The organism is Streptosporangium sp. NPDC005286 (assembly GCF_040607515.1).
Classification (GTDB): domain Bacteria; phylum Actinomycetota; class Actinomycetes; order Streptosporangiales; family Streptosporangiaceae; genus Streptosporangium.
This window is the reverse complement of sequence record NZ_JBEXGU010000268.1, coordinates 1-8,280: the sequence shown is the minus strand read 5'-3', so window position 1 is coordinate 8,280 and position 8,280 is coordinate 1. Positions and strand designations below refer to the sequence as shown.

9 protein-coding genes are annotated in these 8,280 nt (G+C 67.7%); 8 read left to right on the top strand and 1 reads right to left on the bottom strand.

The genetic code is table 11. The features are described 5' to 3' along the window. The first annotated feature begins 482 nt into the window (after positions 1-482). The 3 genes from ABZU75_RS43890 (at position 483) to ABZU75_RS43880 (ending at position 3,383) form a co-directional block, all read left to right on the top strand. Positions 483-1,487, top strand: coding sequence for a WD40 repeat domain-containing protein (locus tag ABZU75_RS43890; RefSeq protein WP_355568612.1), 1,005 nt, complete (start codon positions 483-485; stop codon positions 1,485-1,487). 212 nt (positions 1,488-1,699) lie between these two features. Beyond that, positions 1,700-2,707: a WD40 repeat domain-containing protein gene (locus ABZU75_RS43885; protein WP_355568609.1), complete on the top strand. Its 1,008-nt coding sequence runs from the start codon at positions 1,700-1,702 to the stop codon at positions 2,705-2,707. Between the two features lie 211 nt (positions 2,708-2,918). Beyond that, entirely contained in the window at positions 2,919-3,383 is a 465-nt protein-coding gene (locus tag ABZU75_RS43880; RefSeq protein WP_355568607.1) for a hypothetical protein, read from the top strand. A 544-nt stretch (positions 3,384-3,927) separates the two neighbouring features. Here ABZU75_RS43880 and ABZU75_RS43875 read toward each other — a convergent pair. Next, a complete protein-coding gene (locus ABZU75_RS43875; protein ID WP_355568604.1) occupies positions 3,928-4,125 on the bottom strand; it encodes a hypothetical protein in 198 nt (65 codons plus the stop codon). Positions 4,126-4,529: 404 nt separating this feature from the next. On the opposite strand from ABZU75_RS43875, the gene ABZU75_RS43870 reads away from it, so the two are divergent. The 5 genes from ABZU75_RS43870 to ABZU75_RS43850 all read left to right on the top strand — a co-directional run. Next, complete coding sequence (locus ABZU75_RS43870) at positions 4,530-4,667, top strand: hypothetical protein (RefSeq protein WP_355568601.1); 138 nt, start codon at positions 4,530-4,532, stop codon at positions 4,665-4,667. Beyond that, a complete protein-coding gene (locus tag ABZU75_RS43865) occupies positions 4,660-5,586 on the top strand; it encodes a recombinase family protein (RefSeq protein WP_355568598.1) in 927 nt (308 codons plus the stop codon). The genes ABZU75_RS43870 and ABZU75_RS43865 overlap by 8 nt, the downstream gene beginning before the upstream one ends. Before the next feature lie 940 nt (positions 5,587-6,526). Next, the gene (gene rpmF, locus ABZU75_RS43860) at positions 6,527-6,718 is read left to right on the top strand and encodes a 50S ribosomal protein L32 (RefSeq protein ID WP_355568595.1); all 192 of its coding nucleotides are present in this window, start codon (positions 6,527-6,529) and stop codon (positions 6,716-6,718) included. A gap of 29 nt (positions 6,719-6,747) precedes the next feature. Then, entirely contained in the window at positions 6,748-7,824 is a 1,077-nt protein-coding gene (locus tag ABZU75_RS43855) for a radical SAM protein (RefSeq protein ID WP_355568592.1), read from the top strand. A gap of 27 nt (positions 7,825-7,851) precedes the next feature. After that, positions 7,852-8,280, top strand: a 429-nt coding sequence (locus ABZU75_RS43850) for an ATP-binding cassette domain-containing protein (protein ID WP_355568589.1), incomplete at its 3' end; no start/stop codon positions are given.

The following is an 8,280-nucleotide window of genomic DNA, read 5'->3' as shown; positions in this document are numbered from 1 at the left end:
GCGAAATATTCGCATCCAACGCGAACAGCTGTCTAGCGCCCCAGGTCAGCGCACGAATCCCTACCACCTCACCTACCTCAAGCCGTGTTCAGATGGGTAGAGTGCAGTCGGCCGAAACGGCGCGCACAGCAGTTCCTTCGTCGAGTTCGAGCCGTCGGGCGCGAGGTGTCGCCAATTCGCATCTGATGCAATATGCGGCGGTCCCGGAATACGGCGGAAACAGGCCACGGCGGGCCGCAGGCCGGACAGAATCTTGATTCTGTCCGGTATCGAAATCGGCGCCCGACGCCCTGACCTGCACAAACATCCGAACACTCGACGTCCCCCGTCGGGCGGCTGATGGAGTGCCCGATTTAACCCGATTTCCGGGGTGAATATGCAGGCCCGCTGCATGGTCATGCAGCGGGCCGCGGGCCGGTCGGCAGAAGGGGATGCAGGCACCTGCAAGCCAATCCCAACCGTGATCTCCTACAGCTAGGGGGGTGACCACGACCCCGCCGCAACAGCGCCGCTCACCATCTCGCCGCACCCTGCTCCTGGGCGGGCTCGGCGCCCTGGCCGCCATCGGCGTACCGACCACGATCGCCCTCACCCGCCCTCCCAGCCTCCCACTGAGCGCCACCCTCACCGGCCACACCGACGGCGTCTGGTCGGTGGCCTTCAGCCCGGACGGCACGACCCTCGCCACCAGCGGCTACGACAACCCGGTGCGGTTGTGGGACGTGGCCGGCCGCAAAATCGCCGCCACCCTCACCGACCACACCGACAGTGTCGACTCGGTGGCCTTCAGCCCGGATGGCAAACTCCTCGCCACCGGCAGCAACGACAACACGGTGCGGTTGTGGGATGTGGCCGACCGTAAAACCATCGCCACCCTCGACCACACCGACAGGGTCTCCTCGGTGGCCTTCAGTCCGGACGGCAAACTCCTCGCCACCGGCAGCCACGACAACCCGGTGCGGTTGTGGGACGTGGCCGACCGCAAAACCATCGCCACCCTCACCGGCCACATCGACGGTGTCGACTCGGTGGCCTTCAGCCCGGATGGCAAACTCCTCGCCACCGGCAGCAACGACAACACGGTGCGGTTGTGGGACGTGGCCGACCGCACCACCATTGCCACCTTCACCAACCACATCAACGGGGCCTCCTCGGCGGCCTTCAGTCCGGACGGCAAACTCCTCGCCACCGGCGGCGTCGACGACAACACGGTGCGGTTGTGGGACGTGACCGGCCGCAAAACCGTTGCCACCCTCACCGGCCACACCGGCTGGGTCGAGTCGGTGGCCTTCAGCCCGGATGGCAAACTCCTCGCCACCGGCAGCCACGACCACACGGTGCGGTTGTGGGACGTGGCCGGCCGCAAAACCATCGCCACCCTCACCCGCCACACCGGCGACGTCTACTCGGTGGCCTTCAGCCCCGACGGTGAAACCCTCGCCACCGGCAGCGGCGACAATAGCGTGAAGTTGTGGCCGACCCGCTGACCCAGCAGATCATCACCGCTTCAGCCCTACCGCCAAAATCCGGTCCGATCCCCCCGAAGGCCCATCGGAGTCCCGGCAGTAATGCCGGGCTCGCCCGACGCGGCCGCGCTCCGCAGCCGTTCGCCGCCGGCGGGCTGCTCGGCCCGGGCGGGCAGAAGGTGACGCAGACGCCTTCAAGTCGATTTCAAGCGTGATCTTCTACACCTACAGGGGTGACTACGACTCCTCCGCGGCAGCGCCGATCACTATCTCGCCGCACCCTGCTCCTGGGCGGGCTCGGCGCCCTGGCAGCGGTCGGCGTACCGACCACGGTCGCCCTCACCCGTCCTCCCAGCCTCCCCCCGAGTGCCACCCTCACCGGCCACATCAGTGATGTCTGCTTGGTGGCCTTCAGCCCGGACGGCGAAACCCTCGCCGCCGCCGGCAGCGAGGGGATAGTGGAATTGTGGGACGTGGCCGGCCGCGAAATCATCACCACCCTCACCGATAACGACGGCTATACCGAGTCGATCGCCTTCAGCCCGGACGGCGAACTCCTCGCCACCGGCGGCTTCGACGGCACGGTGCGGTTGTGGGACATGGCCGGCCGCGAAATCATCGCTACCCTCATCGACCCCGACAACTACACCGAGCGTGTCTGGTCGGTGGCCTTCAGCCCGGACGGCAAAACCCTCGCCACCGGCACCTTCGACAGGACGGTGCGGCTATGGGACGTGGCCAGCCGCGAAATCATCACCGCCCTCACCGGCCACACCCGCGCTGTCACCTCGGTGGCCTTCAGCCCGGACGACGAACTCCTCGCCACCGCCAGCAGCGACGGGACAGTGCGGTTGTGGGACGTGGCCGGCCGCGAAACCGTCGCCACCCTCACCGGCCACACCGACAAGGTCTGGTCGGTGGCCTTCAGCCCGGACGGCAAACTCCTCGCCACCGGCGACAACGACAACACGGTGCGGTTGTGGGACGTGGCCGGCCGCGAAACCGTCACCACCCTCACCGGCAACAGCTCGGTGGCCTTCAGCCCGGACGGCGAACTCCTCGCCATCAGCAGCAGCCAGGGGACGGTGGAACTGTGGGACGTGACCGGCCGCGAAATCATCGCCACCCTCATCGACCTCACCGACTATGTCCGGTCGGTGGCCTTCAGCCCCGACGGCGAAACCCTCGCCACCGCCACCGCCAGCTTCGACAACAAGGTGAGGTTGTGGCCGACCCGCTGACCCGGTAGATCATCACCGCTTCAGCCCTACCGCCAAAATCCGGCCCGATCCTCCCCAGAGGCCGATCGGCTGCGGCGCCTACGGTGAGGACCTCGAACCCTCGCGCAGGTCTCGCGCGCCCGCGCGTAGATGCCTCCCGAAACTCCCGAAACTCCCCTGGGCCGGGCCGATCCCGCTGGCCGCCGGGGGAGCCGTCGGGTTGGATGGCCTCATGGACCCCGGGACGCTGGCCCCTGAGCACCTGCTGTACACCGTCGACGTCGACGCGATCACCTGGCGCGGCCATCGCCTCCGATGCCCACAGTGCGGCGCCGCGCGCACCTGGCGCCTGCACCTGCAGCGCCTGCCCTGGACGGTCGGGGAGCAGGCGTGGGCGCGGTGCGCGGCCGACCACCACGTGACCCACCCGCTGATCTACCCGCAGATGGTCCACACGCTGATCACCTGGAGCGGCGGCGACGATCCGGCCGACGGCCTGGGGGATGTGGGGGACCTGCACGAGGCGCTGCGCGCCATCGCCTGGCAGCCCCACAGCGCCCACTGGGCAGACAGCGACTACTCCGAGGAGCTGCCCCGCATCTTCTACCGCTCCTGGAGCAGCCCCCCGCCGATGCCGCCGCACTGGTGGGATCAGCACTGGCCCGAGCTGGTTCAGGCCGCCCAAGCGCGAGGGTAGGCAGACGAGGCGGTCGACGCTCGCGCGCGCACGCGCGTAGGACCCCTCGCGAGACTCTCGAAAACCCCCATCGTCCTTGGGGCGGCGGGCCTACGGTCTGTACCTCCCCGCCGACGCCGACAACGCAGGGCCCGATCCGCCCTCGGATCGGTAACTCCGGTTTATCTACTAACTTGCTCCGCGGAACGCGGCGGGTTCAGCGCCGGTGAGGGTCCGCGCGAGGGAACCCGCCGGCATTCCTCACCCGGCCTCCGGCTCGCCCCCGGACGGCCTGTCCGGCCGGTGCGAGGCCGACTGTCCGGTCCGCCGACTGAGCCCCGGCGAGGGAGCGGACTTGACCGGCGGCAAGCGTCGGCCACACTCGGGCCGGGGGCGAGGCGGTGTTCCCGCAGGTCACAGCACCGCAGAAACGGACAGATAGGCATCTGACTTCCGTTAACCTCACTTATCGGAAGTCAGCGGGACGTTTCCCCAGGTCAGAGGGCCGTAACGCACGATAACTTCCCTTATCGCGCCCTGGCGTTTTCCCAGGTCAGAGGCAATATCACCTAGGTCCCGGCGACAGGTTCTGGGAAGCTGCCTTCCCGCTACCCACCGACCGGCCGATCGCGGTGTGGGCGAGGTTGACGCTGTCGTGCCAGTCCTGGGTGCCCGGCTTGCCGGTGACCGCCTCCCACAGGGCGTTCGCCGTCAGCGCCGACTCATCGACGTCCTCTGTCAGGCCGGGGCCGGTCAAGGCCACCCAGCCGTTACCTACGGCAAGCCATACAGCAGTGCGGGCCGATCGCTTCTGGGACCTGACGTCCTCGGCCGAAAGTTGGGAGCCCGTCACCAACCAGGGCGCTGACCAGCCCTATTAGCCCTTTCCGGCTTACTTGGTCTGCCCCCCACTTACCGATCGAGCCGTTTTCTACGACGCGTCGGTGTCCGCCGCATCGCGGAAGCCCAGGCCCGACAGGTCCCCCTTCTCCTCCGCACCTCCTGCGCGTGCCGAATCGGTAACCGGATACCCGTGGGGCGTAATTGGTCGATTGCGCCCCCATAGGGGGATCCAATCAAGTCGCCGTCCGCCACCTGCGGAAACGGCCGGTCAATCCAATGGAATCCGATACAGGCTTCCGCCTCCCCTTTTCGCCCCCCTTTATAGTGGTCGCAGACACCCACCGGCTACCACAAGGCCGCCTTCGGGAAGGGAACACGATGGCCCTGGTCAAGCAGGCCAACTACAACGGCACGGAGATCACCTTCACCAGCAACCACTCCGCGGATGCCGGGCGTGGCTGACCTGGTCTATCTGCGGCACTCCACCGACAAGCAGACCGACGCCCGCCAGCGGCACGCCCTCACCGCCCTGCTGGCCGCAGGCGCCCCCGTCTACGAAGACCCCGCCACCTCCAGCCGGCAACTCTCCCTCGACCGCGCGGGCTTCACCACACTGCTGCACGAGGCCGCCATCGGCGACACCATCCGCATCGCCGACCCCGCCCGCCTGTTCCGCTCCGTCGCCGACATCCTCGCCCTGCGCCCAGTGCTCATCCGCCGCGGCCTCCACCTGCGCGTCGAATCCGGACTGTTGTCCGGGATCGACCTGGCCAGCGACGACCCCGGCACCAAAATGATGGTCTCCGTCCTGGCAGCCGTGCTGGAGTTTCAGCGCGACATGATCAGCGAGAACACCCGCGAAGGCGTCGCCGCCGCCAAGGCCACCGGCAAGACCCTCGGCCGCCCCGCCGCCATCGACCACGACAAGGCCACCACCATCGTCGAGGAGTACCGGCAGGGCGCCGCCATCAAGGCCCTGGCCCGGAAGCACCAAGTCGCCCCCAAGACCATCCGCCGCGTCCTGGACGCCGCCGGCGCCCGCAACCTGCCCGACCAGCTCGACGCGCCGCCGACCAACACCGGTGAGCAGCATCGCGTGCCCGCATCGGACCCGGACGCGACCCTCGATCTGCCGGGACTGCTCGCCGATCACCTGCGTACCACTGGTGATGAAACCGTCCGCCAGGCCCTCGCCTCCGGGCAGACCATCCGCCGCGGCCACGGCTACTCGGTCCGCATCACGGCCCCGCTCGCACTCCATCGCGCCGCGCTGGAGCAGAGCGCCGCCCTTGCCGAGGCCGGCCCGACTGAGCGCAAGGCGCACCGCGTGTACGCCGCCCGTGTCACAGCCGTTCAGGCCACCCCACTGCATCTGTCATGACCTGCGAAAACCCTTCGGCGAGACGCATTTGAACGGAAAGTCACGGCAAGCCGCTCAACGCTGCTCTGCTAACGGGACTTTTCGTTCGGATGCTCGTCGTGCCCCGGTTCCTGGCCAGCTGCTGATTGCGCCAGCCGTCCACCATCGCCTCGAACACCTGCTCCTGCGGGTGCAGCAACGCCACGCCTTCGGCCAACTGGAGCCGGGCAGCACCTGGGAGGCGGTTGTCTGGGCTCGCCACCGTCACTCTCCGTCGTTCGCGTTGGATGCGAGATATTCGCATCCAACGCGAACGCCTGTCTAGCGTCCCAGCTCAGCGCATGGATCCCTGACGCCACACATGTCCCAGGCGACGCTCAGGTCGATGGAGTAAAGAGGGTCAGGCACCCGCACGCAGCAGCTAAAACGGCGAGCGCGAGTCCTGGGACTGCAGGTGTCGCCAATTCGCATCTGATGCGATACGCGCTGGTTCCGGAATACGGCAGAAACGGGCCGCGGTACCGGGCCCGGTCCCATTCGGATTCGAACTCATAGGAGGTCTTTGTTACGATGGGTGCCATGGAGATTGAGGTCGACAGAATCTAGCCACCGAACTGCCGGTGGCTTGCACCCGTGTGGGCGATGCCCACGCTGGTGAATGACCGTTCTCCTCGCGCAGCAGTGTGAGTCCGCCCGTCCGAGGCGTTGACACCTCTGCGTGAAACTTGCCGGCACGTTCGCACCGCACCGACCTCGGTCCCCGGTTTGCGCCTGCGAACGCGCGCGACTTCGATCCTCCCCGTGCCCATTCATCCATCGCCCAGCACTCGGGCAGCGGCATAGCGCCGCACGCAGATGGTGCCCCGGCAGCCCTGATCGAATCTCTCGCCGCAGTGACTCACGGCCCGTGGTCGGTTGTCCCGCCAGTTCCGTTGGCATTCGAAACCACCCACGAAAGGCCATGGCCATGCAGCACCGCACGTCGCGTTCCCGCACCCGTCACCGTCGCGCTCACTGGAAGACGAGCGCCCCGGCGCTCACCACCTGCACGAATCCCGCCTGCGGCAAGCCCACCCCGCCGCACCGCGCATGCCGGCACTGCGGCGTCTACCGGGGTCGTGAGGTCTTGCCTCCGACGAACGGTGACACGTGAGCACTGTCCTGACCACGAGAAGCCGCTGGATGCGCATTCGCGACCGTCTCGCACAGACTGGTGCGCCTGCGTTCCGCTTTGGTCAGCTCATCGCGGCGTGGCAGAGCTCGACGGCCGAGACCTTCGCCGACGTTCATGCGCTGCCGGCCGGCCTGCGTGCCGATCTCGCGGAACGATTCGGTCCACGGCTGCACCCCCTGACCCCGCTGGAAGTCCAACGAGACGAACAGGTTGAGAAGGTGCTATTCGCGTCCGAAAGCGGCGCCCGCATCGAGACCGTCGTGTCTCACTATCGAGCCGGATGGGACTCCATGTGCATCTCGTCGCAGGCTGGGTGCGGCCTGGGCTGCACCTTCTGCGCCACCGGCGCGGTGGGCCTGGTCCGCAACCTCACTGCCGACGAGATCGTCGCCCAGGTGATGCACCCGCACTGGACCCGCGAAGGGCTGCCCCGACCCGCGAGTGTCGCGTTCATGGGGATGGGAGAGGCGCTCGCCAACCCTCACGTGTTCGACGCGCTCACCCTGCTGACTGACGCGGGCTACGCGGGGATGTCCGCACGACGGGTGACCGTGTCCACCGTGGGGTTCGCGCCGAACCTCACCCGCCTGGTCGACGAGCACCCACAGGTGACAATCACCCTGTCCGTGCACTCACCGTTCGCGCAGGAGCGTGCCCGCATCATCCCGCTCGAGGAACGCTTCCCGCTCGCGCAGAGCCTCGACATCCTCGACCGGCACGCCGCCAGGAGCCGCCGAAAGGTCTACCTCGCCTATCTGCTCATCGCCGGCGTCAACGACAGCGACGACCATCTCGCCGAACTGGTCCGTGCGCGGTCTCGGCCCGAGCCGTTCCACGTCAGCGTCATCCGCTACAACGAGGCGGCAGGAGCGTCACCGGACTACCGAGCCCCGTCCTCCATCCGAATAGACGAGTTCGTGCACGGGCTAACCGTGCGCGGCGTGCACGCGACGAGGCGACGGCAGTTCGGCACCGGCATTGATGCCGCTTGTGGTCAGCTCCACGCCAAATACCTCGCGGCGGACCCCACGATCGCCGCTCCCGTCAACACCGAACTGATCCCCGTCACGCCCCTCCGCAGCTGACGGGAAGAAAGAAGAGGAACACCACCCATGTCCACGAAGTCCGCCATCACATTCCGCGATCTGACCTTCGAATGGCCAGACGGCACCGTTGCACTCTCGGGCGTCAACGGCACCTTCAGCGCCGGCCGCACCGGCTTGATCGGGCGCAACGGTGCCGGGAAGTCGACGCTGCTGCGGCTGATCGCAGGCATCCTGCAGCCGACCGTCGGCCAGATCGACACCATCGGCGAGGTCGGCTACCTGCCTCAGACGCTCACGCTCCGGCAAGAGGCGACGATCGCCGAGCTCCTTGGGATCGATGGGATCATCGCCGCGATGAGGGCCATCGAGTCCGGCGACGTCGACGAACGCCACTTCGACACGATCGGCGATGACTGGGACATCGAGTCCCGCGCCGACGAAGCCCTACACCAGATCGGATTCACTGCCGGAGACCTCGGCCGTCGCGTGGCCGAG

Excerpts from the sequence above, each read along its gene's own strand:
- ABZU75_RS43880 (WP_355568607.1), top strand. The coding sequence starts at position 2,919 with ATGGACCCCGGGACGCTGGCCCCTGAGCACCTGCTGTACACCGTCGAC.
- rpmF (WP_355568595.1), top strand. The coding sequence starts at position 6,527 with ATGGCCATGCAGCACCGCACGTCGCGTTCCCGCACCCGTCACCGTCGC.
- ABZU75_RS43855 (WP_355568592.1), top strand. The coding sequence starts at position 6,748 with ATGCGCATTCGCGACCGTCTCGCACAGACTGGTGCGCCTGCGTTCCGC.